A 26,052-nucleotide genomic window follows, 5' to 3' on the forward strand; every position below is an offset into this window, starting at 1 on the left:
ACGAACGGAAGGGAATGGTGAGGGTGGCTGTGCTCCCTCCCCTGCACCGCAGGGGAGGGTTGGGGTGGGGTGCGCTGTTGATCTTGCTCGCCAGCCTGGAGCTACCCCCTCCCAACCTCCCCCTGCAAAACGCAGGGGGAGGAGCCAAAGCCAAGACAAAAAAACGGCGGCCCGGAGGCCGCCGTTTTCATCATGCGAACCGGCTCAATGCGAGGCGGCTTTCGGGGCGCCCTTGGCCGTCCACTGCTTCAGCCAGGCGTTCACCGAGTCGTGCCATTGCACGCTGTTGTGCGGCTTCAGTACCCAGTGATTCTCGTCGGGGAAGTGCAGCAGTTGGCTGGGGATGCCGCGGCGCTGCAGCGCGGTGAACGCGCCCAGGCCCTGGGTATCGGGGATGCGGAAATCCTTCGCCGAATGGATCACCAGCATCGGCACGCGCCAGTCCTTGACGTGGTTGAGCGGGTTGAACTTCTCGTAGTTCTCCGGGTGCTCGTACTGGGTGCCGCCGTTCTCGCGCTCTTCGAACCACAGCTCTTCGGTGTCGTAGTACATCGCGCGCGCGTCGAACACGCCATCGTGGTCGACCAGGCACTTCCACGGCTGGTTCCACACGCCAGCCATCCAGTACACCATGTAGCCGCCGTAGCTGGCGCCGAGCGCGCAGGCGCGGTCGCCGTCGAGGAAGCTGTACTTGTCCAGCGCGGCCTTCCAGCCCAGCTTCAGGTCTTCCAGCGGCTTGCCGCCCCAGTCGCCGGAGATCGAGTCGGTGAACGCCTGGCCGTAACCGGTGGAACCGTGGAAGTTCACCGTCACCACCGCGAAGCCCTGGCCGGCATACGTCTGCGGGTTCCAGCGGTAGCTCCAGCCGTTGCTCATCGCGCCTTGCGGGCCGCCGTGGATGATGAACGCGACCGGGTAGGTCTTGCCCGGCTGGTAGTCGACCGGCTTCACCACGTAGCCCTGCACGGTCTCGTTGTTCCAGCCCTTGAAGGTGAAGAACTCGGCGTCGCCCACCTTCGCGTTCTTCAGGTCCGCCGCATTGAAATGGGTGACCTGCTTCAGGCCGCTGCCGTCGGCGGCGGCGAGATAGACGTCGGCCGGCCGCTTCAGGTCGTCGCGGGTCAACAGCAGCTTGCCGGCGGCCAGCGAGAAGCCGCCCACCGTGCCCTCGCCCACCAACTGGCTGACCTTGCCGCTGGCCGCGTCGATCGCGAACAGCGGATGCTGGCCGTTGTCGTCGGTAGTGGCGTACAGCGTCTTGCCGTCGGCGGAAACCGTCAGGCCGCCGGGCGAGCGATCCCAGTTCGGGTCCACCTCGTGCTTCGCGCCGCTGACCAGATCCAGCGCCATGATCGCGAAGCGGTCCGCCTCGAAGCCCGGGGTCTTCATCGCCAGGTAGTACAGCGTCTTGCCGTCCGGCGAGGCCACCGGGTACGCGTCCCATGCCTTGTTCTCGGCGGTGAGGTTCTTCGGCGCGGCCGAGCCGTCCGCCGGTACGCTGTACACGTCGAAGTTGGTCGACCACGGCTCGCTGGTGCCGGCGATGCGCGCATTGAAGTACACGGTCTTGCCATCCGGCGCGAAGCCGAACTCGCTCTCGTCGCCGAACGGCTTGCTCGGCACGTCGCCGTCGATGCCGCGGCTCAGCAGCTTCGGCTCGCCGGCGAGCTGGCCCTTGCCGTCGAAGCGGGCCACGAACAACTGGTTGCGCCGGCCATCGGCCCAGGTATCCCAATGCCGCACGAACAGCTTGTCGTAGAGCGTGCCGCTGGCCTTGTCCTTCGCGCGCGCGTCGACGCGCTGCTGGGTGCACGCCAACGTGGCGCAATCGGTGAACACCTCATACGACAGCAACACCTGCTTGCCGTCCGGCGACAGCTTGTAGCCGCCCAAGTCCAGCGCCCCGTGGCTGACCTGCACGGCAGGAGCATGCTTGGCCAGGTTCAGGCCGCCCTTGGCGCCCAGATCCACCCGCCACAACTGCGCCACGCCCTTGGCCGACGCCACGAAATACAGGCTGCGGCCATCCGCCGACCAGCGCGCCGAGCCGCCCTTCTCAACCACCTTCACCGGCTGGCCACCCTTGCCCAGATCCAGCACATAGATCGCGCCGACACCCTTGTTCGCTTCGTAGTCGGTACTGCGCACGCCGAACGCCGCATGACGCCCATCCGGCGACAGCTGCGGGTCGCTGACTCGATCCATCATCACCAGGTCGCGCACGTTGAACGCATGCGCGCCCTCGGCCTTGACGAAAGTGGTATCCACGACGTCGCCCGCCATCGCGGGCGCCGCCACCAGCGCGAGCAGCAGCGCGGCAATCAGAGGTTTCATGGGTGTCCCCTTGGGTGGTAAAGCGGTGACGGTAAGCGCCAAAGCGGTCTCAGGCAAGTTTTTCTGTTCTTGCTGAGTGCGGCCACCAAAGGTGTAGACAATCGCGGATTACGCGCTCGATGAAGAGATCCAAGCCCCCGTAACCGGTTGTGTATCATCGACACCTTCACCTCGTTACACGCCAGGGGACGGATTCATGGACAATCGCGAGTATCGGCTCGGCTACCGGGGCGATATCGAAGGCCTGCGTGCCATCGCCATTCTTCTGGTCGTGGCCGCACACGCCAACGTCCCGTGGCTTGCAGGCGGATTCGTGGGCGTGGACGTGTTCTTCGTCCTGTCCGGCTACCTGATCACTGGCCTGCTGTTGCAGGAAATCGCCAAAACCGGCCGTTTGCAGTTCGCGAACTTCTACGCGCGCCGGCTCCGCCGGTTGCTGCCTGCGCTGCTGCTCATGCTGTTGTGCACCTGCCTGTTTGCCGCCGTTGCACTCGCGCCTGGCGAGCAAGGCGGTCAGGCCGTGGCGGCGGCCACGGCGTCGGTATGGTTCAGCAACATCCACTTTGCCTTCGCCAAACTCGACTACTTCAGTCCCGGTGCCGCCAGCAACCTGTTCCTGCACACCTGGTCGCTAGGCGTCGAGGAGCAGTTCTACCTGGTCTGGCCGGCACTGATGCTGCTGGCCTTCGGCGCATGGCGCGGCAAGGGCAATCATGTGCGACGACTGAAAGTGGCGATGCTCGCGATCGCCGCCTTCAGCCTGCTGTGCTGCATCGCGCTGACCCGCACGGCGCCACAAATGGCCTTCTACATGATGCCGTTGCGCGCATGGCAGTTCGCAGCGGGGGCAATGGTATGGCTGTACTTCAATCCACCCATGGATCACGACACCGATCGCCAGACGCAGCGCAAAACAACCCTCATCGCCCGCTGTATCGGCTGGCTGGGATTCGGACTGATCATTGCTGCCGCACTGTGGTTCGACGCCAACATGGCTTACCCGGGGTGGCGTTCGTTGCTGCCTACCATCGGAGCAGCCGCGATCGTCGCTGTCGGCGTGCGCGAACCGAACAAGGGCATCTCACGGGCACTGTCATGGCGTCCCCTGCAAGCTGTAGGCCGCGTCTCGTACTCATGGTATCTGTGGCATTGGCCAGTGCTTTTGCTGGGCGGCGCACTCGTCACCACGAATAGCCCCGCCTACCGCGCCGACCTGGTTGTCCTGTCTCTTTTGCTGGCCATCGTGTCGTACCGCTGGGTCGAGTCTCCCATTCGCCATCAGGCGCGATGGGTCGTGCGGCCGGGCGTCACGGTTATGGCTGCGATCGCACTCATGATGACCGCCAACGTACTGTGCATCGTCTGGTTCAATGCCACATCGGCCTGGGCAAACAGCCCGGCCCAGCAACGCTACGCGCAAGCACATGTCGACGCACCCGTCATTTACTCCATGCCCTGCGACGACTGGTATCACAGCGACGAAGTACGCTTTTGTGCGTTTGGACCAAGCGATGCAAAGCATACGGTGGTGCTGATGGGGGACAGTATCGGCGCGCAGTGGTTTCCAGCCGTTGCCGAGGTATTCAATCGGCCCGACTGGCGTCTCCTGGTCCTGACCAAGTCCTCATGCCCCATGGTGGATGAGCCGATCTTTTACCCAAGAATCGGGCGGGACTACGTCGAATGCAGCACCTGGCGCAGGAATGCATTGCAGCAGGTTGCCGGGCTGCGGCCGGACATCGTCATCCTGGGGTCTGTTCAAACGGCCAACTTCGATCGTACCCAATGGGTCGAAGGCACGGCACGGCTGCTGAAAGTCATCAGTGGTTCCGCGGGCCATGTCTACATCCTGCGGGGAACTCCGCACCTGCCTTTTGATGGCCCCAATTGCCTCTCTTCAAAGAGCTGGCTGTCGTGGTTGCACCCCAAGCAGAGCACCTGCCAAGCACCGGCATTCAGCAAGTCAGACAACGATGTTTACCAGTGGTTGCGGGAGGCCAGCAGTCGCTTTGGCAATGTCTCCGTGCTGGATCTCAACGATGCCATTTGCCCGGACGGGGAGTGCCATGCGGAACAGGACGGCAAGGTCGTATTCCGGGATTCGCAACATATGACGGCGACCTTTGTCAAGTCCCTGGGCAGGGAACTCGGCCAGCGGCTCAACATGAAGAGTCAGCTGGACCAATCCGGGCAAATGCGGTAAACCCTAAGGCCACACCCAAGTGCACGACACGCCACGCAACGGAAACTGGCTCAAGCTGCGCTTAGACCAGACACATAGCACCATTTCGTGACCTCCGTCGCATTGCCAGCGCTAATCCAGCTTCTCTGCCGTCCTTTGGGTGGCTACCGGCAAGATTTACGAACCATTGGTACAAAACGTGCCTGTCCCCTCTGAACTCACAGGGGAGTCCACCATGTTGCGCCAGCGCATTTCCGCCGGTTTCACCTTGATCGAACTGATGATTGTCGTGGCGATCATCGCCATCCTTGCCGCCATCGCCATTCCGGCGTACCAGGACTATTTGATCCGGGCGCAAGTCACCGAGGGCATGAGCCTAGCCAGCGGAGCCAAGGCCGCAGTGTGGGATTTCGTCTCCAACACCGGACGGCTCCCCACAAGGAACGAATCCGCAGGCCTCGCAAAAAGCACATCAATCACCGGGGATTACGTTTCCAGTGTGGACTTGGCTCCCGCCGGCAAGATAACGGTCGCATTTAACGCTCCCAAGGCAAACAGCAGCATCAAGAACAGCACGCTGGTACTTTCCGCCATCACCCAGGCCGGCAGTATCACTTGGAGTTGTAATGGCGGGACGGTATCGGACAAGTATCTACCCGCGACCTGTCGCAAGTAGTCTCACCCCCGTCCCCTCATTGCTGCCGCCGCACAAATTGACAATAAGTGTCACTAAGTGCCCCGAATGAACAGTGCAAGCCCGCGCATCCGAGATCACACTTCTGGAACTTTATGAGTCTTTCCACCAAGGGTTGCGGGCTTTCGTGACCGCGGGCACAATCCAAAGGCCTACGGATGTGAGGGAATACACCTGCGGCAGACGTGGCACATAAGCTGCTTGACTTTGCCGCGAGCTTCCTGGTCGTTCCGACCATGCGTATGGGGTCCGATCCCGTCTAGGGGGATACGGGACTGGGACTCAGGGGGCATCACACGGTTAGCTAACCAATACAGAGGAACCACCATGAAGAGCATGCAGAAAGGCTTCACCCTGATCGAACTGATGATCGTGGTTGCGATCATCGCGATCCTCGCCGCCATCGCCATCCCGGCCTATCAGGACTATCTGATCCGTACGCAGGTGTCGGAAGGTGCTGTGCTGACCGACGGTGCAAAGACGGCCGTCGCCGAGTTCTACTCCAACACGGGCACATTCCCGCTCAACAACGCGTCTGCTGGCCTGCCCGCTGCTCCTGGTTCGATCTCGGGCAAGTATGTGGCATCGGTCACAGTCGGCACCTCCACCGGCAAAATCACCGCGCTCTTTGGTAATTCCTCGAACGCGAAGATCGCCACCAAAGTCTTTGTTCTTTCACCGATCGTCAACGCTGGTTCGATTGCGTGGAGCTGCCTGCCCAGCGGCGGCACCACCGTCGATCCGAAGTACTTGCCGACCTCGTGCCGCAATTAATACAGACTCTGCTCTGAGTGAAAAGGGCCACCTTGCGTGGCCCTTTTTTTGTTGAGCTTTTGCCACCCATCTGCGAGCAGATTGATTTTGTGATTGAGTCTCATCGTTCCGGCGCTCGTCTGCTGGCGCTGACCACATTGATCGTCGCCGTCTTGGTCATGGCCTGGATTGCCTACGCGCCGGGGTTACACGGTGGCTTTCTGTTTGACGATTTCGCCAACTTGCCAACCCTTGGCGCCACTGGGCCTGTAGATAATTGGGCCGCTTTCTGGCGCTACGTGACATCGGGCATCGCGGATCCCACAGGCCGCCCGATAGCATTGCTGAGCTTTCTTGCCGATGCACATGACTGGCCCGCGGATCCTTATCCGTTCAAGCGCACCAATCTTCTACTGCACCTGACGAACGCGGGCATGCTGATGCTGTTGCTAAGGCAGCTCGGGAGATGCAAGGCCAACGTGACGCCGCTTGCAACAGGTGCCAGCCGCCGTGCTTTGCGGATCGATATGGCCGCCATACTTGGCGCCGGGTTCTGGCTACTGCATCCACTGTTTGTATCGACCACGTTCTACATCATTCAGCGTGAGGCCATGCTGCCAGCTTTCTTTAGCCTGCTGGGTCTGACGCTTTGGCTACGAGGACGAGGCGACGTCTTGAAGGGACGGACCCTGCGCGGTCTGCTCTCGATCACTCTGGGACTTGGTGTTTGCACGCTACTGGCTGTGCTGAGCAAAGCCAATGGCGCACTACTGCCCGCCTTGGCGCTGGTGATTGAATTCGTATGGTTGAACCCTGATTCCACAGCGCACATTTTTGTAGGAAAGCCATCTCGAGTCATACCTGCTACCACTTCCTCGCTGGACAGGGACACGACGATTACAGTGGAGAAGCATCCTGGGGCCGAGGCAGTCCCTTACATATACCGATTGTCGATGTGGTTACTGGCGGGTCTGCCAACTCTGGCGATAAGCAGCTATCTGCTGTATCTGGGCTGGATGGGATTTGTCCATGGCGTTTCTGCGTTGCGACCTTGGACGATGGGACAGCGGCTACTCACCGAAACACGCGTATTGCTGGATTACCTCGACCTACTGTGGATGCCCAGGCCATTTACCGCCGGTCTTTTCAACGATCAGATCCAGGCATCACAATCACTGTGGTCACCTGTTACGACGCTGCCTGCGGTGTTGGCCGTTTTCGGCCTGATTGTCGGCGCCTGGATTCTGCGCAAGAAATACGCCGCATTGGCGTTAGCCCTGTTGTTTTATTTCGTTGCTCAGTCGATGGAGTCGACGACGATATCGCTGGAACTGTATTTCGAGCACCGCAACTACCTGCCTGCGGTGCTGATGTTCTGGCCGCTCGCACTGTGGCTATGCGGAGTGAGTTTCCCCACCGGTCGATTGGTATCGCTCACAGCGGTCGACGATGGCTGGATGGCGAAACGTGCGACCGTGCTCAAGGCTACCATTGCAGTGCTTCTCTTGTGCGGCCTCGCATGGATGACCCATGCGCGCGCCACATTATGGGGAGATACCCGTGAGCAAACGATCCTGTGGGCGATGCTCAACCCGCATTCGCCGCGCGCTCAAGCCAACGCGGCGCAACTGGAAACAGCATCCGGCCAGCCTCAGCGGGCATTAGCGCGACTGGAACCTGCACTGCACGCGGAGCCGGCGCAAGTACAACTAGCCTTCAACCTCATCGATGCTCAATGCATGCTCGGCGCGCTGAGCCCAAACGATCTGCAGCGGGCACGACTGGCGATGTCGACCATGCGCGATCCTGGCACTCTGCTGACGCAGTGGCTCGACCAACGCATCTCAACCGCCACGACCGGAAGCTGTCGCTTGCTCGATCTGATTTCATTGGAAAGTTTCGTCGACGCAGGTCTGGCCAACCACAGACTCGCGACGGTCAGCGGCCGGCAACAGGATTTGCTGTACCTCAAGGGCCGTATCGCGTTGATAAGGCGCAACCCCGAATTGGCGCTGCGCTATTTCAACGCGGCACTGGATCAGGACGTGCGCCCTGCGGCAGCGTTGAACCAAGCCGCACTGCTGGGCTCCTTCGGTTACCCCGATGATGGTCTGGCGCATCTCAAGCACTATGAAGCCGTGCGCAGCCTGCGACCGACCTCGTCTTTCGGGATGCCTTGGTTGCACGCCAAGGTATTGCAATATCAAAATTATTGGCCCAACGAGATCGCTCATCTGCGCGATACACTGCAAAAAGACGTCCAAGACAGGGATACCAACGGCAAATGAGCACAGCATCAAGCACGCCTAGCCTTACCAGCAGGAGTCAACTTGGTTGGTGGCTGCTGTTTACGGCTTTGATACTGACTATTGCCGTTTACAGCAGCGGTTTATCTGGCACTTACCTATTCGACGATTACCCCAATGTCGTCGACAACCACGGCGTCCAACCACATGACGCCAGTGTGCCCTCGCTGGTGCGCGCCGCGCTGTCATCACCATCAAGTGAATTCAAACGACCACTTGCCTCGCTGAGCTTTGCAGCTAATTACCTCACCACAGGTCTTGACCCTTACTGGATGAAACTGACCAATCTGGTAATTCACCTGCTGAATGGACTACTGGTGTTTCTACTGTGCAGGGCGCTGCTATGGGCAGCATCCACAAAGGACGTCGCATCCGATGTCGCCGTCACAGCGAAGGGGAATCCGGATGTAACAGGCGCACGCGCAGGTATCGTTGCCGCGCTGATCGCCACGGGCTGGATGCTGCTACCAATCAACCTTACGGCGGTGCTCTACGTCGTGCAACGCATGGAAAGCTTGGCCAACCTGTTCGTCCTGCTGGGTTTGATCGGCTATGTCATCGGACGCCAGCGCACGCTGAAAGTGACCGCCGCCAGCGGCTATGCGCCCTCCCCTGCAAGCGGGGGCGGGCTGGGAAGGACGCACTTTTCAGCCAGCACCCGAGGCTTCACCCTATGCTTTGCCAGCATCATCGTCTGCACCGGCATGGGTATCCTGGCCAAGGAAACGGCGGTGATGCTGCCGCTATATGCCTTGTTGATCGAATGGCTCCTGTTCGGCTTTCAGCGCCCCCGGGACGTCACCGCAGCTACAGCATCCGAAGCACCGCCAGTTAGGCGCCGTGATCGACGCATCATCGCTCTATTTCTGCTTGTGCTTGCGCTACCTATGACCTTGGGACTGGCGTGGCTGCTGCCTGGCATATTCAACCCCGAGGTTTGGGCCACCCGGAATTTCACTCTGGCCACGCGCCTACTCAGCGAGGCGCGCATCATCGTCGACTATATCGGGTGGACGCTGCTGCCGACGCCGAGTGCGCTGTCGTTCTATCACGATAACTTTTACATCTCGAGCGGACTCCTGACGCCATGGACCACCCTGGCCAGCATAGTGATGCTGGCTGCCCTGACAGCGTCGATAGTCTGGTTGCGCAAGCGCCGGCCGCTAGTGGCGCTCGGCATCGCGCTGTTCCTCGGCTGCCAGCTGCTCACCGGCACCATCCTGCCACTGGAGCTGATCTACGAACACCGAAACTACTTTGCGAGTTTCGGCTTGTTATTGGCAATCGTGCCGCTGCTCGTCGCGCCTACGCAAGGCGTCACTGCCTTGCCGATGGCGCTGCCGCGCTACGCGCTGTTCGCCGGCTTGATGCTGTGCTGGACAGCCCTTACCGCGCTGACAGCCCACGCCTGGGGCGACCCGCTTCGGCTCGCCGAAGACCTCGCCAACCGCGCGCCACGATCACCCCGTGCGCAATACGAGCTGGGCCGTACCTACATCATCTATTCACACTACGATCCCACCTCGCCTTTCACCAAGCTGGCCTACGCACCACTGGAAAAGGCCGCCGCAACGCCTGGTTCGTCAATCCTGCCGGAACAGGCACTGATTTTCATGAATTCGCGCATGCATCTGCCACTGAAGGATGCTTGGTGGGACAGCATGGTTGCCAAGCTGAAAGCACACAAACCCGGCGTACAGGACGAGAGTTCACTGGGTGCACTGACTCAATGCGTGCGCGAACAACGCTGCGACCTCCCGACGGGTCGCATGATGGGATCGTTCGTAGCAGCCCTCTCGCACCCCAACCCCAGCGCCCGCTTACTCGCCACATACGGCGATTACGCGTGGAACGTGCTGGATGACCATGAACTCGGCGAACGCATGACCAGAGAGGCTGTCAAAACCAACCCGAGCGAACCGGCTTACCAGATCACTCTGATTCGCATGCTGGCCGTACAAGGCCGCAACGCGGAAGCCGAGTTGGCACTGAGGAAACTGACTGCCTTGAACATAGGCGGAAGACTGGATCAAGATCTGTCCACATTGCGCGCATTGCCAGGGTTGCGTTGATCGCTACCCGTTCCGGGCCGGCAGAGAGATTTCTTTCCTTCGCCAACCATTTATCCTTGAGCTTTGACCATCAGGTCATCGACTAAGCCAGGTTCTCATGAAAGCAGTCATCCTCGCCGGTGGTCTGGGTACGCGGATCAGCGAAGAAACCACTGTGCGCCCCAAGCCGATGATTGACATTGGCGGCAAGCCGGTGCTCTGGCACATCCTGAAGATCTACTCGCAGCACGGCATCAACGACTTCATCATCTGCCTGGGCTACAAGGGCTACATGGTCAAGGAGTACTTCGCCAATTATTTCCTGCACACGTCGGACGTCACGTTCGACCTGGCCAACAACCGCATGGACGTGCACCAGCAGCATGCCGAGCCGTGGCGGGTCACCTTGGTTGATACCGGCGACCAGACACAGACCGGTGGGCGTCTGAAGCGGGTCGAAAACTATCTGGATGGCGAGACGTTCTGTTTCACCTATGGCGACGGCCTCGCCGACATCGATGTCACGGCACAACTGATCTTCCACAAGACCAGAGCCAGCCTGGCCACCATGTGCGCGGTGCAGCCACCGGGGCGCTTCGGCGCCATCGATATTCAGGACAACCGGATCACTCGCTTCGAGGAAAAGCCTTCCGGCGATGGCTCGTGGATTAATGGCGGCTTTTTCATTCTTGAGCCCGGTGTATTCGACTACATCAAAGGTGACGCCACGATATGGGAGCGCGACCCGCTGGAGGCGCTTGCGCGTGATGGCCAGCTTTCCGCGTACATGCACGCCGGCTTCTGGCAGCCAATGGATACGCTGCGTGACAAGCTGAAACTTGAAGAACTCTGGCAAAACGGCCATGCCCCATGGAAAGTCTGGCCTTGAACGATCTGTTTGGTGGCGCCTACGCTGATCGCCAAGTGCTGGTCACTGGGCACACCGGTTTCAAAGGTTCGTGGCTCTGCTTGTGGCTGACCGCACTGGGCGCACGTGTTACCGGTCTGGCGCTCGCGCCGGACACCGAACCGGCGCACTGGAAGCTGCTTGGACTGCACAACGTGCGCGACCTGCAGGTGGATCTGCGCGATGCCCCTGCGGTACGGCAAACCCTGGAGCTGGCCCAGCCGGAAGTCATCTTCCACCTGGCGGCGCAGCCGCTGGTTCGGCGCAGCTATCACGAACCGGTCGCCACCTTTGACACCAACGTACTCGGCTTGGTCAACCTGCTTGAGGCTGTGCGCGCCACGCCGTCGGTGCGCGCCCTCGTCAACGCCACCACCGACAAGGTCTACTTGGAGCAGGCCACCGTCGCCGGTTATCGAGAAGATCACCCACTGGGTGGGCATGATCCGTACAGTACCTCCAAGGCCTGCGCCGAACTGGTGACGGAGTGCTACCGCAAGAGCTTTTTCAACGACTCCGGACCGCGCGTCGCCACGGCACGCGCAGGCAATGTCATCGGCGGTGGCGATTGGTCGCAAGACCGGCTGGTGCCGGATATGGTGCGCGCCGCATCCAGCGGTTCAACGCTGCAGATTAGAAATCCTGAGGCCATCCGGCCATGGCAGCACGTACTTGAACCGCTGTCAGGCTATCTGCGGTTGGGTCAGCAGTTGCTCGCCGGAAAACCAGTCGAGGGACCATGGAACTTCGGCCCTGCCGCCGATGCCACGCTGCCGGTGCAGGCGCTGGTTGCGCTGATGCAGTCGCACTGGCCACAACTGCGCAGCGAACATCAGCAGGGGCCACACCCGCACGAGGCTGGGATTTTGCGGCTGGATGCCTCCAAGGCGGCACAGCAACTGGGGTGGCGCCCAGTGTGGAACGCACAGACCACACTGCAGTCGACCATCCAGTGGTATCGCGACTATTACGAGCGCGGTCGGCTGTGCAGCCGTGAGAACCTGCAAACCTACATCGAGGCTGCCCGCACGGCGGGGCTGGAGTGGGCCGCATGAAGTTCCACTCGACGCCCCTGGCCGGTCTCAGCCTGATCGAAACGACACGCGTCGAGGACGAACGTGGCCAATTCTCGCGGTTGTTCTGCGAGGCCGAGTGCACCACGATTCGACTTGGCCTGCACTGGAGCCAGATCAACCTCTCCCGGACCTATGACAAGGGCACCGTCCGCGGCATGCATTTCCAGTATCCACCGGCCACCGAGGCCAAACTGATCCGCTGCCTGCGCGGTCGCGTGTTCGACGTAGCGGTCGATCTGCGTGTCGAATCGCCCACCTATCTGTGCTGGCATGGCGTCGAGCTAGACGAAGACGGGGCGACACAGTTCTTCATCCCGGAAGGTTTTGCGCATGGCTTTCAGGCGCTAACCGACGACGCGCAACTGCTCTACCTGCATACCGCGGCGTGGAACCGTGAACAGGAGGGAGGACTGCGCCATGATGATCCCGCCATAGCCATTACCTGGCCGCTGCCAGTGACACGGATCTCGACCAAGGATAGGCAATGGCCATTGGTAAAAGAGAGCAGGTTCGCGGGAATCCAACCATGAAATGTCGCCACTGCGCCACGCCATTGCAAGATGTCTTCCTAGACCTCGGCAGTGCGCCACCCTCCAATGCGTTCCTGACCGCGGACGCGCTAGGCGCACCGGAGGCCTGGTTTCCGCTGAAATTGTTCACCTGCCGAAACTGTCTGCTGGTGCAGGTGGACGAGGTGCAGTCGCACGCCGAACTTTTTGCGCCGGACTACGTTTACTACTCCTCGTTCTCGCGCTCCTGGCTCGCGCATGCCGAACGCTATGTCGAACGCACGGCTGCCCGACTGGAGCTGGGTCGTGACAGCCTGGTGATGGAGATCGCGTCCAACGACGGCTATCTGCTGCAATACGTCGCCGCGCGCGGTATCCCCTGTATCGGCATTGAGCCAACCACTGGTACGGCAAACGTTGCGCGGCAAAAGGGGATCGAGACGCTGGAGCGTTTCTTCGGCCGTGACTTTGCCGCGGAGTTCGTGCGCGAGCGACGGACCGCCGATCTGATCGTGGCGAACAACGTGCTGGCCCACGTGCCCGACATCAACGACTTTGTCGCTGGGTTGGCGCTGGCGTTGGCTGCCGAGGGGTCGATCACGGTCGAGTTTCCGCACCTGATGGAGTTGGTCGCGAAGCACCAGTTCGACACCGTCTACCACGAGCACTTTTCCTATTTCTCCTTTCACACGGCGCGCCAGATCTTCGCGGCGCATGGTCTGAAGATATGGGATGTGGAACAACTGCCAACGCATGGCGGCTCGCTGCGCCTCTGGGCATCGCATGCCAACAGTCGGCATGCCGAAACACCAGCCGTATCGGCACTGCTGCGCATCGAGACCGACACAGGCATGCAGGGCCGCGCCTACTACCAGGGTTTCCAGGCGCAGGCCGATGCGGTCAAGAACGATTGCCTGGGCTTCCTGCTCGAGCAACGACGTGCCGGGCGCCGCGTCGCCGGCTACGGCGCGGCCGCCAAGGGAAATACGTTGCTCAACTACGCTGGGGTGCGACCAGACCTGCTGTCCTACGTGGTCGACGCCTCGCCGCACAAGCAGGGGCACTGGTTGCCCGGGTCACGAATACCCGTCGTCGCCGAGTCGCGCCTGCGCAAAGAACGGCCTGATTTCGTGCTGATCCTGCCGTGGAATCTACGCGAGGAAATCATGGCCCAGCTCAGCTATGTCCGGGAATGGGATGGCCAGTTTGTTGTTGCCGTCCCACAATTGGCCATTCTATGAACAACATCGCAACACCGCGGATCTACTACACCAAACCATCGATTACCACGCTGGAAATCGGCTACGCCACCGATGCCGTAAGCAACGGCTGGGGTGAGCGCTGCTACGACTACATCCATCGCTTCGAAGCGATGTTTCGTCAACACTTGGGTGTGAAGTACGCCATCGCCACTTCGAGTGCCACCGGTGCGTTGCATATCGGCATGGCTGCGATGGGTATCGGCGCAGGTGACGAAGTGGTGCTCGGCGACATCAACTGGATCGCCTCGGCGGCACCCATCATCCATCTTGGCGCAAAGCCCGTACTGGTCGATGTACTAGCCGACAGCTGGTGTCTCGATCCGGCGGCGGTGGAGGCGGCGATCACGCCAAGAACCAAGGCCATCCTCGCGGTGCATCTATACGGAAACTTGTGCGAGCTGGATGCGCTGCGAGAAATAGGTCGGTGTCACGGCGTTCCCGTCATCGAGGATGCCGCGGAAGCGATCGGCTCGGTCTGGCATGGACATCGCGCCGGCTCCATGGGCATCTTCGGCGCGTTCTCCTTCCACGGCACCAAGACCGTGACCACCGGTGAAGGAGGCATCTTTGTCACCAACGACGATGCGCTGTACGAACGGGCACTGACCTTGTCTAACCATGGACGCGCACGCGGGGAAACGCGACAGTTCTGGCCCGAGACGATTGGTTTCAAGTACAAGATGTCGAATCTGCAGGCGGCTATCGGCTGCGGCCAGATCGAACGCATTGAGGAGCTGATCGCAGGCAAGCGCAGGGTCTTCGAGTACTACCACAACGCATTGCGTAATCTGCCCCTGCGCATGAACCCCGAGGCCGCAGATACTATTAATGGCTACTGGATGCCAACCATCGTTGTCGATGACGACGTGCCGTTTGACCGTGCAGCGCTGCTGGATGCCTTCAAGGCAGACCATATCGACGGCCGAGTGTTCTTCTGGCCGCTGTCGTCGCTACCCTCGTTCAAGTCACATCCAGAGCATGCCGTAAGTCATTCACTGTCAGGCAGGGCGATGAACTTGCCCAGCTATCACGACATGACGGACGAGGAGCAGGATCGCGTCATCGCCTGTGTGGACAGGCTGCTGGTGCCGGGGTCATGAAGGATGTGATCATTTGGGGTGGGGCGGGTCAAGCGCGCGTGCTGCGTGAGGCCCTGCCATCCTCCGATTTCCAGGTGATCGCCGTTTTTGACAACCGGTCAGTCCCTTCCCCGTTCTCCGATGTTCCGATTTATCTCGGCCAAGAGGGGTTCCACTCATGGCAGGCAAGCCGAACCGGAGCTGGCCAGGTTCACGCCTGCGTGGCGATCGGAGGTAGCCGGGGAAGTGATCGCCTGTTCCTTTTGGAATGGCTTCAGCAGCAAGGTATGCAGCCACTGACCGTGATACATCCTCGCGCTTTCGTCGCAAGCGACGCCAAAATTGGCAAGGGTGCTCAAATTCTGGCGATGTCGGCCGTTTGCTCCAATGCAACCCTTGGTTGCGCGGTCATCGTCAACACGTCCGCTTCGATCGATCATGACTGTGTGATCGGCGATGGCGTCCATATTGGTCCCGGGGCGAATCTGGCAGGCGAAGTCCGCGTTGACGAGTATGCGTTTATCGGTGCCGGAGCCGTTGTCTTGCCGCGACTTAAAATTGGCCGCTCGGCAATCGTCGGCGCGGGCGCCGTGGTGATTCGCGACGTCGCGGCTGATGAGGTCGTGGTGGGCAATCCCGCAACAGGGCTTCGACGCTGACACGCGTCAAGTACCCATCAAGCAACACGAATCAGTGGAAGATCAAATGGACGCCAGAGAACAGTTCGAACGCGAATGTCGGGAAAATATTTCCGGCCTGGGAAATGATCAGCTGCTGAAAGATCGTGCCTTTCAGTGGTTCCAGCATTCGCTCCAGTACAAGTATTCGTATAATTTTTCTTCGCTTGGTCGCCCCATCATCCAGTACCCGCAGGACATGGTGGCCATGCAGGAACTAGTCTGGCGGATCAAGCCAGACCTCATCATCGAAACGGGCATCGCCCACGGTGGTTCGCTGGTCCTCAGTGCGTCCATGCTGGCTCTGCTCGACTATTGCGAGGCGGTCGAGCGTGGGGAAGTGCTCGATCCCAAGGCCACCCGGCGCCGCGTGCTCGGTATCGACATCGACATCCGCGCGCACAATCGCGCCGCCATCGAAGCGCACCCGATGTCGCACCGGATCGACATGATTCAGGGCTCCTCGATCTCAGAGAGCATCATTGCCCAGGTGCATCAGATCGCGCAGGCGCATCAGCGGATATTGGTGATTCTCGACTCCAACCATACCCACGATCATGTGCTGGCCGAACTCGAGGCCTATGCACCGCTGACCTCTCCGGGCAGCTACTGCATCGTGTTCGATACCGTGGTCGAGGATCTGCCCGATGCGATGTTCCCTGATCGTCCCTGGGGCAAGGGCAACAACCCCAAGACCGCTACCTGGGAATACCTGCGTCGCCTGAAGGAGGAAGCACGCATGGCTGCCGACGGTGCCCCACTGGCCTTTGAAATCGACAGTGCATTGGAGAGCAAACTGCTCATCACGGTTGCCCCGGACGGTTACTTGAGGCGCGTCTAGCGCCTTGCCCATGCCAGTACTACGCACAAATATCCTGGCGAATTATGTTGGGCAGATATGGATGGCGCTGATGGGCGTCGTGTTCATCCCTCTGTACATCAAGCTGCTCGGTATGGAGGCGTTTGGTCTGGTGGGTCTGATGCTGAGTATCCAGGCGCTGTCCATGCTGTTCGATCTGGGCATGGGCGGCGTGCTGAACCGCGAACTGGCGCGGCGCGTGCACAACGCCAGCGCCGCACATACCATCGGCGATCTGGTGCGCACGTTCGAGTGGTTGGTCTGGCCCATCGCACTGATGATCGTCGCCGTAGTCTGGCTCGCCAGCGGTCCACTAGCGAATCACTGGCTGCACCCCGAACACCTCAGCCGTGCCACCACGGCGCATGCGATCGCGATCATGGGGCTGGCTGTGGCGCTGCAGTGGCCGAGCAGCTTCTACGCCAATGGCCTGTCCGGACTCGAACGACAGCCGGTACTGAACCTGATCAATGCCGGGTTCGCCACGCTACGCGGCGCGGGTGTGCTGGTGGTGCTGTACTGGGTCTCTCCCACCATCAGCGCCTTCATGTGGTGGTACGCCGCCATGGGCGCGTGTCAGTCATTGGTATCGGCCGCCGCACTGTGGCACTTGTTGCCAACTGACCCGCAGCAGCGGTCGGCTTTTCGCGCCGCAGAACTCCGTGCCGCTGGACGCTTCGCTGGCGGCCTGGTCTCCATCATGGCCTTGTCGATCATGCTCACCCAGCTTGATCGCATCGTGATATCGGCCACGCTTCCGCTGGCAGAACTTGGTTACTTCAGCCTGGCGATGAGCGTCGCCGCTGGCATGGGTCGCATGATCCAGCCGATGTTCAATGCGCTGTACCCGCGCTACAGCCGGCTGGTGTCACTTGACCAGCAGGATTCACTGACCCACCTCTACCATCTGAGCAATCAATGCCTCGCGGTGGTCGTGGCAGCCGTGGCGGCCGTGCTGATCATCTTCGGGCAGGATGTGCTCTACCTGTGGACCGGAGATGCCACCACGGCAGCAAGGCTGGCGCTGCCGCTGTCGATCCTCGTGGCCGGCACAGCGCTCAATGGATTGATGAACCTGCCCTACGCGCTGCAGCTGGCTCACGGCTGGACCCGGCTTACCGTGGGTACAAACCTGGTGGCCTTGGTCCTTGGCATTCCCTTCTGCATCTGGGCCGTCGAACACCACGGCATCGTCGGCGCCGCTTGGCTGTGGTTCGCCATCAATCTCACCTTTGTCGCAGTCGGCATTCCGCTTATGCACCGGCGTCTTTTGCGCAGCGAAATGGCTCGCTGGTACATTCGGGACATACTCCCTCCCGCAGTCGCCGCCGCCGTGGTAGTACTGCTTGCAAGCCAGCTGCTTCCGGCATTACCCCGCAACCTTGAAGGGGCCTTTCAACTGGCCATAGTGAGTGGCGCAGCGCTGTTATCGGCGGCCGCGGCAGCGCCACTGGTGCGAGATCTGGCGCGGCAACAGCTGGCCGAATGGTTTGCCTCCCGGCGTTGACTCGGCTCGGCCGACTTCCCTTCTATGGCGATAGGCACACGCCGCTGCGTTGATCTCTGTTCCGCAGGATTCTCGCGCACTGGATCTACTGATACCTTGCCACCGGCCATCCCCCGCACGACAAAGGTGACGCTGAAGTTGATGTTGGCACCGCTGCCACGCGCAATTCCAGGCGTCACGCTAATCGAACTCGCTAGCTTGGCGCCCTAGTCACCAGCGCGACATCAAAGGCAATCCGCGGAGTGATTCAGGCTAGACTGCAACTCGCATTTTGATTCAGTTTCCGGCCTTTCATCCATGCCTGCACCGAAAATCACCGTCATCATTCCCACGCGCGAGCGTTGCGATGTACTGGAATCGTCATTACGCACAGTAACGTCGCAAGACTACGATAACCTCGAAATAATCGTCAGCGACAACTGCAGCACAGACGATACCGAGGGCGTCGTACGTCGAGCCAACGATCAGCGCATCCGCTATGTGAAGACGGGAAAGCGCCTGAATATGTCGCATAACTGGGAGTTCGCCCTTTCGCATGTTCGCGAGGGATGGGTGGGTTTCATCGGCGACGACGACGGGCTACTGCCGGAATCCATCAAGACCGTATCCGACATCATCGAAACATCGGGTGTCGAAGCTATCCGTTCGACCTTCTGCACCTATCACTGGCCAGCTATCATGGGCAATGAAAACGGTCAGTTGATCGTACCGATGGGTTCCGGCATCGAAATGCGCGAGGCATCGCTCTGGTTGAGGAAAGTCATGCGCGGCGTTGCTAAATATCCCCAGCTACCAGTCATTTATGATGGCGGCTTCATCAGTCTTGCTACCTTGAACAAGGTGAAGAGCAAGACAGGAGCATTCTTTGCATCCTGTAATCCCGACCTCTACTCGGCGGTTGCCGTCGCCAGCGTGATTGATCGGTACGTTTTCATGCATGCCCCCATGGCAGTCAGTGGAGTCTCTAGGCACAGTACCGGGAACTCGTCGTTTTCCATCAAAAAAAACAAGAACACAACGCCTGTTTCGACTTTTTATTCGGAAAGCAACATACCGTTTCATGGCGCGATGCCGTTGCACGAAGACGGTAGTCTGCCCATTTCTTTTCAAGCGATGGTCTACGAGGCTTATCTGCAGTCTGCCCATCTTCGCGACGCATCAAAGGAATTTGGGCACCGACAACAGCTCGAGGTCATTCTTGCCACCGCTGGGGCTCACCGCGAATCTATCGAAAAGTGGGGCCGTCTGTTTGCCATGCAGCACGGCATCGACTTTGCATCAGCCAGACGATCGGCCGCCTTCAAACGCGCCTATCTGCAACCCCTCTCGACATCGCACAAGATCATCAACGCCATGCATACGGTATTTGCAGAGAACTTGCCGATCCGGAACGTCCATGAGGCTTGCATTGCCGCTGGCACCATCCGCGGCCGCCCGGGCAAAAAAGGTACAGTGCGTTTTCTGGGCCGCGAGTTGAGTCACCGCTTCAAACGGCAAGCTGAGTAGCGATATCTGTAGCAGTATCCACTGTGATCATGCCTACATCTACCGCACCTGATTGGGCGCAACCCGGGACGACGCAGGCACGTGTCTTACAGAGTCCACAACGCGATGCATTGGCCGATGAATCTTCGATTAAGGCTGCATCAACGGATCCGGGGTATGCCATAGCGATGCAGCAATCCGAGCTTTCTATGTGCCCACGCAAAATTGCGTAGAAAGCCACGCAGTGATGCGACACGTTGCCGCTGCTCCTGACGGCGCATGGCCCACAGCCTCGAAAAGCCACGAACCAGTTGCATACCGGCTTTGCCATAGACTTCCCGCCAAATGCGCGCATCTCGACGCACTGCCGTCAAGATGATGCCTTCGGCGACCAACAGCACTAAATGCAGCACCAACAACGGAATAATCAACATTGTTGGCGTGCAGACCAGCATAACCTCTGTCTTGTTGCGTTCACTCAGATAGCGTCGTCGAAAGGTGGTTTGCAGCCCCTGTGCAGTCGCACGATTACCGCCAAAGCTGACTCCTTGACGATGGCGATATCCACTGGCACCGGCGACTTGCACTGGCCTGCCACGCAATCGGGCCACGCAGCACAAATACATGTCTTCGCCGATTGACTCAAGCCACTCTGGAAAGCCGCCGAGCTCATTCCATACATCGCGCGCCACCCACAGGCATGCCCCAATCACCATCGCCACATCACGACGGCTGGGGTCGAGATTCGGCACCGGGTTGTAGAACGGGTCAAGCAGACAACCTCGATCAACCAATGCCCCCGTTTCCCAGTCGTACTGGGGCAGACTGAGGATTCTGGGTAGGGGCAACGATTGCGCAGTATCCAGTAAGGTGATCAGTGCATCCGGATACAGCGCCGCATCGTTGTTCAACAGCAGCACGAACTCACCACGCGCATGGGCCACCATGCGGTTATTACTGATGCAGAAGCCGACGTTTTCCTTGCTCGCAAGCAACTGGACCTGCGGATACCGTTCGCGCAACAGCGCTACCGAGTCATCGGTGGAGGCATCGTCGTGAACGATGATCTCGATGCTGATGTCGCCCTGCTGAGCAAGAACGGACGTCAGGCAGTCATCCAGCAACGCGGCGCCGTTGTAGTTGGCGATGCAGACGGAGCACACCGGATGTTCCGGTCGATTCAGTGCGCTGTACTGTTCAACCAGGCCCATGTCCGCTCCAATCCTTCATGCAATGGTGTGGCAGGAGAACACCCGTACTCATGATTGGCCAGAGTGGGGTCCATCACCACGCGTGTAGCATCCACGGCACGACCGACTTCATAGCTGCGCCGCAATGGTCGCCCCGTCACGGCTTCCATGGTAGCGAGCAATTCATTGAGACTGACCCCGGCGCCACTGCAGGCGTTGACGACATGTGCGCCTACGGACATTTGCCGGGTCAGAATCGTGGTGGCCAATTCCACCAGATCATCAATATATAAATAGTCGCGAACAGCGGAACCATCCCCCCATATGTGCAGGGTTTCATCCCGCTTAATCTTGCCAAGGGCCGTAGGTACGATGCCGAACCCCGCGCGCTCGAGCTGACCTGGGCCGTAGACGTTTGATGGGCGCAGAATTGTCGCCCTGCCCGAATACTGGCTGCACCAGGCTGAGATGAAGTATTCCGCGGCTATCTTGCCCGCGCCGTGATACGACCGTGGCTGCACGCGCGTCGCCTCATCCGCCGCGATGTCGCCCGTCGACGTGTACAGCGAACCGCCCGAAGACAGATAAAGCAGATCCACACCGGAATGATCCTGAAGGACCTGCAGCAAGCCAGCCATTGGCTGCAGATTGTCGACCAACTCATGCAAGGGGCGAGCGGCGGATGTCCCGGGAGTGGACGTAGACGCGAGGTGGGCCACTGCACGACTGCGAGCGATCAAAGGGGCGAAATCCTTAGGCTCACGCAGCTCGGCAATCACCGTCTCGACGCTCGGCAGGCCAAAATCGATCTCGCTCCGACTGGCTGCGATCACCAACTCGCCCTGTCGTGCCAACGCCCGTACCAAGTGTTGCCCGATGAACCCACCTGCACCGATGACAAGAATCCGATCGCTCATTTACGCGCGTCCAAGTAGCCGGCGATAGATCTTCGCGTAGCGGTCGGCACAGTCGTCCCAAGTGCCGATTTCGCGGGTCACCCAGCGCCTCGCGGCATCTCCCAAGCGGCGATTAGTCACCGCATCCTCCAGTTCGCACAACGCAGTGCCGTAGTTGTCGATGGAGTCGCATAGCCTTCCGGTTTCTCCATCGAATACGACACCGGCGTGCGCCGGCATGCTTGAAGCGATGATGGGCAATCCCGCAGCCATGGCCTCCAGCATGACTTGCGGCCGGCCTTCGGCGTGACGACTGAGAGTTATCAAGCCACACGCTTTCGGGAACCACTCGTCTGCAAGCTGCTCAGGCGTAGCTGGCCCGTGGTAATGAACCCATTCCGGCACTTCGATACCTTCCTGCATCGGCCCAAACAGATGCAATTCGCGTGAACTTTCGCGAAAGAAATTTTCCGACCAGTCAAATAAAGGCCCCAGCTTATTCGCGGTAAGGCGGGTGACGGCAAGCCAGCGATGAGGCTGCCTTCCGTCAGACTCACGCTTGATCGCGTACCAGCGCGGGTCAATGCCGAATGAGACGGGGCGTATCTCCGCAACGTCTCCAAATGCCTCCTGCAGGGAATCGTGCATCCAATCAGCGTTGGGACAAATGACCACCTTGCGTCGCCTCATGACACGACGCAGCAGATACCGCATGAACGGCAACTTCAGAAGTTTCAGATCATTGCCCAGTACCGTGATAAGTGCAGGCTTGCGATTGTTCGGGAGAGGCAAAGCGCACTGCAACCAGTTGATATGGTAAATGTCCACCTCAGGGTGATCGCGATAGCTCGCGGCAATCATGCGCAAAAGACGCACCGGTGCAAACCACGCCCCCCCCCCCCCACTGCGCATCATGTGCGATATGCCACCGGCAGCCATTAGCTGTGCCAGCCATCGCGCGTCAGCGGGCGAAACAATGGCCGTTGCCTGCTCGGGCAGATCTCCTGGCGGAGCCCATACACTGAGTTTGATGGAGGGCACGCGCGCAAGCGCAGCCACCAGATGCCTCATGAATATTCCACGCCAATCGGAAATGTCACGCGGATATGAGGTGCTGATCAGGAGTACACGCATCACTTGATGCAAAACCTCATTTTGGCGTTGTCAAACGCATCAGAATCGTGACTGGGAAACACGCCATAAAACCTTCCGACCATGAAGCCCGTTCGAGTGGCTTCCTTGCATTTACTTGTCGCGACGATAGGTCAACCCTGTGATCTGCTCGGAGATCAACCCGATCAGAAACACGATGACGGCCGCGCTCCACAGCAGCGTGCTCATGTTGGTGAGCCGGTGGTACGCGATCAGGGTGTAGGCATAGTTGACGCAGCCTGTCAGGAAGAACACCACGCTCGCCGGCACAAACAACTTCAACGGTGAGTACAGCGTGGCGATCTTGAAGATGATCAGCAGGAAGCGTACGCCGTCGCGCAGGGGCCTGATGTGGCTTTTGCCGACGCGCTGGGCGGCCTTGATCGGGAGGTAGGCGACCGGGTAGGCGCTGCGGAAGAACGCCATGGTGCTGGTGGTGGGGTAGCTGAAGCCGTTCGGCAGCAGATGCAGGAATTCGCGGAACTTGTCTGCGCGCACGGCGCGGAAGCCGGAGGTGAGGTCCAGTATCGGGTGGCCGGTCATGCGGCTGGCCAGCCAGTTGTACAAGGTGTTCGCCAGGCCGCGGCCCACGCCGGCCTGGCTGCCCCAGTCGCGCGCGCCGACCACCATGTCGTAGCCGCGGTTCAGCTGGTCGAGTAGGCGTTTGATGTCGGCCGGGTCGTGCTGGCCGTCGCCGTCCATGAACACCAGGATTTCGCCGGTGGCGGCACGGGCGCCGCGTTTGATCGCCGCGCCGTTGCCCATCGAGTACGGCGAGGACAGGCATTCGACACCGCTGCTCTTGCAGATGCTGCGGGTGTCGTCGATGGAGCCGTCGTCGACCACGATGATCTCGGCGTCGGGATGGGCGGTGCGCAGGCGCGGCAACAGCGCGGCCAGCGCGGGCGCCTCGTTCTTGGCGGGCAGGATGATGCTCAGGCGATTCAACAGATGGCTCCCCCGTGTGAAGGGGGATCATAGCGTGAAGGCCGGGTGGAGGTTGAGGACGGGGTTGGGGTTTCGGGGTGCTCGCTCTGCCACGCTTTGTTCCTCTCCCTGCGCGCAGAAGAGGGTTGGGGATGAGGTCACTCCTGGCATGAGGATCAAAAGCGTTACCCCTCCCTGCCTCCCCCTGCACGCAGGGGAGGAGAAAAAGCGGGCAAAGGAAGGGACAACGATCGATCCCGCTGCAAGCAGGGCAACCCAGTGGTGGATGAGCGCAGTTTGTGCACCGCATCACCCTGCTGCCGCCAAGCTGCAGGGAATGGGTGACCTGCGCGCCGGACTGCGGTAGATTCAACAACATACAGGGGCAAGGTCGAGTAGGTTATGTCATCTCAATTGCAACCGTCGCTCTCGGGCTTGACCGGCATGGCGCGTCGGCTGGTGTCCGAAGGGGTGATGCCGGAGGACGCGGTCCGCAAGGCGATGACCGACAGCGGCCAGCAGAAGGCCACGCTGGGGGCCTGGCTGCTGGATCACAACCTGGTCGACGGCGCCGAACTGACGCGGATCGCCTCGGCCGAGTTCGGCATGCCGATGATGGACGTGGCCACGCTGAACCCGGCGACGATGCCGCTGGACCTGATCAGCGAGGCGCTGATCACCAAGCACCAGGCGCTGCCGCTGTTCCGCCGCGGCAAACGGCTGTTCGTGGGTATCGCCGATCCGATGCAGTCGCATGCGCTGGACGAGATCAAGTTCCACTCCAACTGCATGGTCGAGCCGATCCTGGTGGAGCGCGGCTCGCTGCAGCGGGTGATCGAAACCCTGCTCAACAACCTGCGCAACACCATGCCCGAGATGGGCGGCGGCGAGCTGGACGAGCTGAATCTCGAAGTCGGCGACGACGAAGTCGAATCGACCGGCATCGACGCCAACGCCACTGACGATGCGCCGGTGGTGAAGTTCGTCAACAAGATCCTGGTCGACGCGATCCGCCGCGGCGCCTCGGACATCCATTTCGAGCCGTTCGAAACCCAGTATCGGGTGCGCCTGCGCATGGACGGCATGCTGAAGGCGGTGGCCAGCCCGCCACTCAAGATGGCCAACCGCATCTCCTCGCGCCTGAAGGTGATGGCGCAACTGGACATCGCCGAAAAGCGCGTGCCGCAGGACGGTCGCATCAAGCTCAACCTGTCCAAGACCCGTGCGATCGACTTTCGCGTGAGTTCGTTGCCGACGCTGTTCGGCGAAAAGATCGTGCTGCGCATCCTGGACGGCTCGTCGGCCAGGATCGGCATCGAGAAACTCGGCTACGAGCCGGACCAGCAGAAGCTCTACATCGACGCGATCCACAAGCCATACGGCATGGTGCTGGTCACCGGCCCCACCGGCTCGGGCAAGACGGTGTCGCTGTACACCGGCCTGAACATGCTGAATACCGCCGAGCGCAATATCTCGACGGTGGAAGACCCGGTGGAAATCCGCGTCGAGGGCATCAACCAGGTGCAACAGAATGTGAAGCGCGGCATGACCTTCGCCAGCGCGCTGCGTTCGTTCCTGCGCCAGGATCCGGACGTGATCATGGTCGGCGAAATCCGCGACCTGGAAACCGCCGAGATCGCGATCAAGGCGGCGCAGACCGGCCACATGGTGCTGTCCACCTTGCACACCAACGACGCCGCGCAGACCATCTCGCGCCTGATGAACATGGGCATCGCGCCGTACAACATCACCTCGTCGGTGACCCTGATCATCGCCCAGCGCCTGGCGCGGCGCCTGCACGAGTGCAAGAAGCCGATCGAGCTGCCGCCCAAGGTGCTGCTGGACGCCGGCTTCACCCAGGCCGACATCGACGCGGGGTTGACCATCTACGAGGCCGCCGGCTGCGACGGCTGCAACGAGGGTTACAAGGGTCGCGTGGGCATCTACCAGGTGATGCCGATGCTGGAAGACATCCAGAAGATCATCCTGCAAGGCGGCAACGCGCTGCAGATCGCCGAGGTGGCCAAGGCGGCCGGCATCAACGACCTGCGCGCATCAGCCCTGCTCAAGGTGAAGCAGGGCATGACCAGCCTGACCGAAATCGACCGCGTCACCAAGGAATAAGCGACGGATTCTGGGACTTCCGTTGCATCGAACTTGCGTCCGGCGCCACGGTTTGGCGCCGCAAAAATGACATAAGCTGTAT

The 26,052-nt window shown here is 60.4% G+C and carries 20 protein-coding genes; 15 read left to right on the forward strand and 5 right to left on the reverse strand.

Going from position 1 to position 26,052, the window contains the following annotated elements:
* Window positions 1-204 precede the first annotated feature (204 nt).
* Entirely contained in the window at window positions 205-2,334 is a 2,130-nt protein-coding gene (locus ASG75_RS06950) for a S9 family peptidase (protein WP_056387160.1), read from the reverse strand.
* A 196-nt stretch (window positions 2,335-2,530) separates the two neighbouring features.
* On the opposite strand from ASG75_RS06950, the gene ASG75_RS06955 reads away from it, so the two are divergent.
* From ASG75_RS06955 to ASG75_RS07020, 14 genes are all read left to right on the forward strand, one after another.
* A complete protein-coding gene (locus ASG75_RS06955; protein WP_056387162.1) occupies window positions 2,531-4,537 on the forward strand; it encodes an acyltransferase family protein in 2,007 nt (668 codons plus the stop codon).
* A gap of 214 nt (window positions 4,538-4,751) precedes the next feature.
* Complete coding sequence (locus ASG75_RS06960; protein ID WP_056389106.1) at window positions 4,752-5,192, forward strand: pilin; 441 nt, start codon at window positions 4,752-4,754, stop codon at window positions 5,190-5,192.
* Between the two features lie 345 nt (window positions 5,193-5,537).
* Complete coding sequence (locus tag ASG75_RS06965) at window positions 5,538-5,984, forward strand: pilin (protein ID WP_056387164.1); 447 nt, start codon at window positions 5,538-5,540, stop codon at window positions 5,982-5,984.
* A gap of 17 nt (window positions 5,985-6,001) precedes the next feature.
* Window positions 6,002-8,251 carry a tetratricopeptide repeat protein gene (locus tag ASG75_RS06970; protein ID WP_157616918.1) on the forward strand — a complete coding sequence of 750 codons (2,250 nt, stop codon included), beginning with the start codon at window positions 6,002-6,004 and terminating at the stop codon, window positions 8,249-8,251.
* On the forward strand, window positions 8,248-10,341 hold the full coding sequence (locus ASG75_RS06975; RefSeq protein WP_235580164.1) for a hypothetical protein: 2,094 nt from the start codon (window positions 8,248-8,250) through the stop codon (window positions 10,339-10,341). The genes ASG75_RS06970 and ASG75_RS06975 overlap by 4 nt, the downstream gene beginning before the upstream one ends.
* Before the next feature lie 97 nt (window positions 10,342-10,438).
* A complete protein-coding gene (gene rfbF, locus ASG75_RS06980; RefSeq protein ID WP_056387168.1) occupies window positions 10,439-11,209 on the forward strand; it encodes a glucose-1-phosphate cytidylyltransferase in 771 nt (256 codons plus the stop codon).
* Window positions 11,206-12,282, forward strand: a complete 1,077-nt coding sequence (rfbG, locus tag ASG75_RS06985) for a CDP-glucose 4,6-dehydratase (protein ID WP_235580165.1) — start codon at window positions 11,206-11,208, stop codon at window positions 12,280-12,282. Before rfbF ends, rfbG begins: the two co-directional genes overlap by 4 nt.
* A complete protein-coding gene (gene rfbC, locus ASG75_RS06990; RefSeq protein WP_056387173.1) occupies window positions 12,279-12,833 on the forward strand; it encodes a dTDP-4-dehydrorhamnose 3,5-epimerase in 555 nt (184 codons plus the stop codon). Before rfbG ends, rfbC begins: the two co-directional genes overlap by 4 nt.
* Entirely contained in the window at window positions 12,830-14,053 is a 1,224-nt protein-coding gene (locus tag ASG75_RS06995) for a class I SAM-dependent methyltransferase (protein WP_056387174.1), read from the forward strand. The genes rfbC and ASG75_RS06995 overlap by 4 nt, the downstream gene beginning before the upstream one ends.
* Window positions 14,050-15,174, forward strand: a complete 1,125-nt coding sequence (locus ASG75_RS07000) for a DegT/DnrJ/EryC1/StrS family aminotransferase (RefSeq protein WP_056387177.1) — start codon at window positions 14,050-14,052, stop codon at window positions 15,172-15,174. Before ASG75_RS06995 ends, ASG75_RS07000 begins: the two co-directional genes overlap by 4 nt.
* Complete coding sequence (locus tag ASG75_RS07005; RefSeq protein WP_056387179.1) at window positions 15,171-15,812, forward strand: acetyltransferase; 642 nt, start codon at window positions 15,171-15,173, stop codon at window positions 15,810-15,812. The genes ASG75_RS07000 and ASG75_RS07005 overlap by 4 nt, the downstream gene beginning before the upstream one ends.
* A 46-nt stretch (window positions 15,813-15,858) precedes the next feature.
* Entirely contained in the window at window positions 15,859-16,671 is an 813-nt protein-coding gene (locus ASG75_RS07010; RefSeq protein ID WP_056387181.1) for a cephalosporin hydroxylase family protein, read from the forward strand.
* 10 nt (window positions 16,672-16,681) lie between these two features.
* The gene (locus tag ASG75_RS07015; RefSeq protein ID WP_082547527.1) at window positions 16,682-18,196 is read left to right on the forward strand and encodes an oligosaccharide flippase family protein; all 1,515 of its coding nucleotides are present in this window, start codon (window positions 16,682-16,684) and stop codon (window positions 18,194-18,196) included.
* A gap of 297 nt (window positions 18,197-18,493) precedes the next feature.
* Window positions 18,494-19,702 carry a glycosyltransferase gene (locus ASG75_RS07020; RefSeq protein ID WP_056387185.1) on the forward strand — a complete coding sequence of 403 codons (1,209 nt, stop codon included), beginning with the start codon at window positions 18,494-18,496 and terminating at the stop codon, window positions 19,700-19,702.
* A gap of 140 nt (window positions 19,703-19,842) precedes the next feature.
* On the opposite strand, the gene ASG75_RS07025 is transcribed toward ASG75_RS07020, so the two are convergent.
* From ASG75_RS07025 to ASG75_RS07040, 4 genes are all read right to left on the reverse strand, one after another.
* On the reverse strand, window positions 19,843-20,892 hold the full coding sequence (locus ASG75_RS07025) for a glycosyltransferase (protein WP_056387187.1): 1,050 nt from the start codon (window positions 20,890-20,892) through the stop codon (window positions 19,843-19,845).
* Window positions 20,862-21,788, reverse strand: a complete 927-nt coding sequence (locus tag ASG75_RS07030) for an NAD-dependent epimerase/dehydratase family protein (protein WP_056387188.1) — start codon at window positions 21,786-21,788, stop codon at window positions 20,862-20,864. Before ASG75_RS07030 ends, ASG75_RS07025 begins: the two co-directional genes overlap by 31 nt.
* Complete coding sequence (locus tag ASG75_RS07035; RefSeq protein WP_235580166.1) at window positions 21,789-22,838, reverse strand: glycosyltransferase family 4 protein; 1,050 nt, start codon at window positions 22,836-22,838, stop codon at window positions 21,789-21,791. It lies immediately after the preceding gene.
* A gap of 174 nt (window positions 22,839-23,012) precedes the next feature.
* Window positions 23,013-23,867 (reverse strand): glycosyltransferase family 2 protein, encoded by an 855-nt coding sequence (locus tag ASG75_RS07040; protein ID WP_056387191.1) that lies wholly within the window; start codon window positions 23,865-23,867, stop codon window positions 23,013-23,015.
* A 381-nt stretch (window positions 23,868-24,248) separates the two neighbouring features.
* Here ASG75_RS07040 and pilB point away from each other — a divergent pair, with 381 nt between their 5' ends.
* Complete coding sequence (gene pilB, locus ASG75_RS07045; protein ID WP_056387193.1) at window positions 24,249-25,970, forward strand: type IV-A pilus assembly ATPase PilB; 1,722 nt, start codon at window positions 24,249-24,251, stop codon at window positions 25,968-25,970.
* Window positions 25,971-26,052: the final 82 nt, after the last annotated feature.

The organism is Rhodanobacter sp. Soil772, from assembly GCF_001428385.1.
GTDB lineage: Bacteria > Pseudomonadota > Gammaproteobacteria > Xanthomonadales > Rhodanobacteraceae > Rhodanobacter.

What these genes read in the sequence shown, in the direction of transcription:
- ASG75_RS06950 (WP_056387160.1), bottom strand. Translation starts at nt 2,334, where the DNA reads ATGAAACCTCTGATTGCCGCGCTGCTGCTCGCGCTGGTGGCGGCGCCC.
- ASG75_RS06955 (WP_056387162.1), top strand. Translation starts at nt 2,531, where the DNA reads ATGGACAATCGCGAGTATCGGCTCGGCTACCGGGGCGATATCGAAGGC.
- ASG75_RS06960 (WP_056389106.1), top strand. Translation starts at nt 4,752, where the DNA reads ATGTTGCGCCAGCGCATTTCCGCCGGTTTCACCTTGATCGAACTGATG.
- ASG75_RS06965 (WP_056387164.1), top strand. Translation starts at nt 5,538, where the DNA reads ATGAAGAGCATGCAGAAAGGCTTCACCCTGATCGAACTGATGATCGTG.
- ASG75_RS06975 (WP_235580164.1), top strand. Translation starts at nt 8,248, where the DNA reads ATGAGCACAGCATCAAGCACGCCTAGCCTTACCAGCAGGAGTCAACTT.
- rfbF (WP_056387168.1), top strand. Translation starts at nt 10,439, where the DNA reads ATGAAAGCAGTCATCCTCGCCGGTGGTCTGGGTACGCGGATCAGCGAA.
- rfbC (WP_056387173.1), top strand. Translation starts at nt 12,279, where the DNA reads ATGAAGTTCCACTCGACGCCCCTGGCCGGTCTCAGCCTGATCGAAACG.
- ASG75_RS06995 (WP_056387174.1), top strand. Translation starts at nt 12,830, where the DNA reads ATGAAATGTCGCCACTGCGCCACGCCATTGCAAGATGTCTTCCTAGAC.
- ASG75_RS07000 (WP_056387177.1), top strand. Translation starts at nt 14,050, where the DNA reads ATGAACAACATCGCAACACCGCGGATCTACTACACCAAACCATCGATT.
- ASG75_RS07005 (WP_056387179.1), top strand. Translation starts at nt 15,171, where the DNA reads ATGAAGGATGTGATCATTTGGGGTGGGGCGGGTCAAGCGCGCGTGCTG.
- ASG75_RS07010 (WP_056387181.1), top strand. Translation starts at nt 15,859, where the DNA reads ATGGACGCCAGAGAACAGTTCGAACGCGAATGTCGGGAAAATATTTCC.
- ASG75_RS07015 (WP_082547527.1), top strand. Translation starts at nt 16,682, where the DNA reads ATGCCAGTACTACGCACAAATATCCTGGCGAATTATGTTGGGCAGATA.
- ASG75_RS07020 (WP_056387185.1), top strand. Translation starts at nt 18,494, where the DNA reads ATGCCTGCACCGAAAATCACCGTCATCATTCCCACGCGCGAGCGTTGC.
- ASG75_RS07025 (WP_056387187.1), bottom strand. Translation starts at nt 20,892, where the DNA reads ATGGGCCTGGTTGAACAGTACAGCGCACTGAATCGACCGGAACATCCG.
- ASG75_RS07030 (WP_056387188.1), bottom strand. Translation starts at nt 21,788, where the DNA reads ATGAGCGATCGGATTCTTGTCATCGGTGCAGGTGGGTTCATCGGGCAA.
- ASG75_RS07035 (WP_235580166.1), bottom strand. Translation starts at nt 22,838, where the DNA reads ATGAGGCATCTGGTGGCTGCGCTTGCGCGCGTGCCCTCCATCAAACTC.
- pilB (WP_056387193.1), top strand. Translation starts at nt 24,249, where the DNA reads ATGTCATCTCAATTGCAACCGTCGCTCTCGGGCTTGACCGGCATGGCG.